Annotated in this window: 1 pseudogene; it reads left to right on the top strand. The window is 64.7% G+C overall.

Annotation, left to right across the window (positions count from 1 at the left end):
• Nucleotides 1-829: pseudogene (locus tag CG51_RS19840) on the top strand (transposase); the annotation flags it as partial.

The raw sequence follows: 829 nt of genomic DNA, 5'->3' as shown, positions 1-829 counted from the left end.
CCGACGATCACGTCTCGGTCGATGGCACTCTGGTGAAGGGTGAGCCACCGAAGGCGGCACCGGTTTGAGCCCGGTGGCGAACGGCGTCGATGAAGAGCTTCCAGCCTCAGGACAACGAGGTGCCCGACAGGGACGACGATCCGGGTGATCCGCCAGATGACTGTGTATCGCCAACATCGTCCCCTGACCAATCCACCGCCGAGCCCGAACCCATGACCCGTCCCAGACGCCGCAGCCGCAATGCCGCAGTCGATTTTCGTGGCGAACGTCGGTCGAACGCGACGCACGCGTCGATGACCGATCCCGAGGCCGGCTGTTCAGGAAGTCGCCCGGTGCCGGCGCCATGCTGTGCTTCATGGGGCATAGCCTGATGGATATGAGGCATGTTCCGCCACTGGTTCGAGGAACACGCCGATTGCGTTCCGGCCTGATCGTGCAGGCCGATCTCACACGGGCGGATGGACAGGCCGAACGCCGTGCCGCCATCGACATGCTTCATCGCCACTCACCAGGATCCACACGACGTCTGACCTTGGCAGCCGACCGCGGCTACGACAGCGCCGACTTCGTCGCCGAACTCCGCCAGATGGTGGTGACGCCGCATGTCGCGCAGAAGTCCCGCCATTCAGCCATCGACCGTCGAACCACCCGACATCCCGGCCGACATCCCGGATATGCCAAATCCCAGCGATGCCGAAAGAAGATCGAGGAACCCTTCGGCTGGGCCAAGACCGTCGGCGGCTTGGCACAGACCCGTATCGTGGTAGCGAGCGCGGGCGCGCCCGCTTCACGCTGACAATGGCGGCCTGCAATCTGGCAAGGCTGCCGA

The sequence above is a fragment of the Haematobacter missouriensis genome (assembly GCF_000740775.1).
Classification (GTDB): domain Bacteria; phylum Pseudomonadota; class Alphaproteobacteria; order Rhodobacterales; family Rhodobacteraceae; genus Haematobacter; species Haematobacter missouriensis.
The sequence above is the reverse complement of the archived record's forward strand: the minus strand, read 5'-3'. Positions and strand labels throughout refer to the sequence as shown.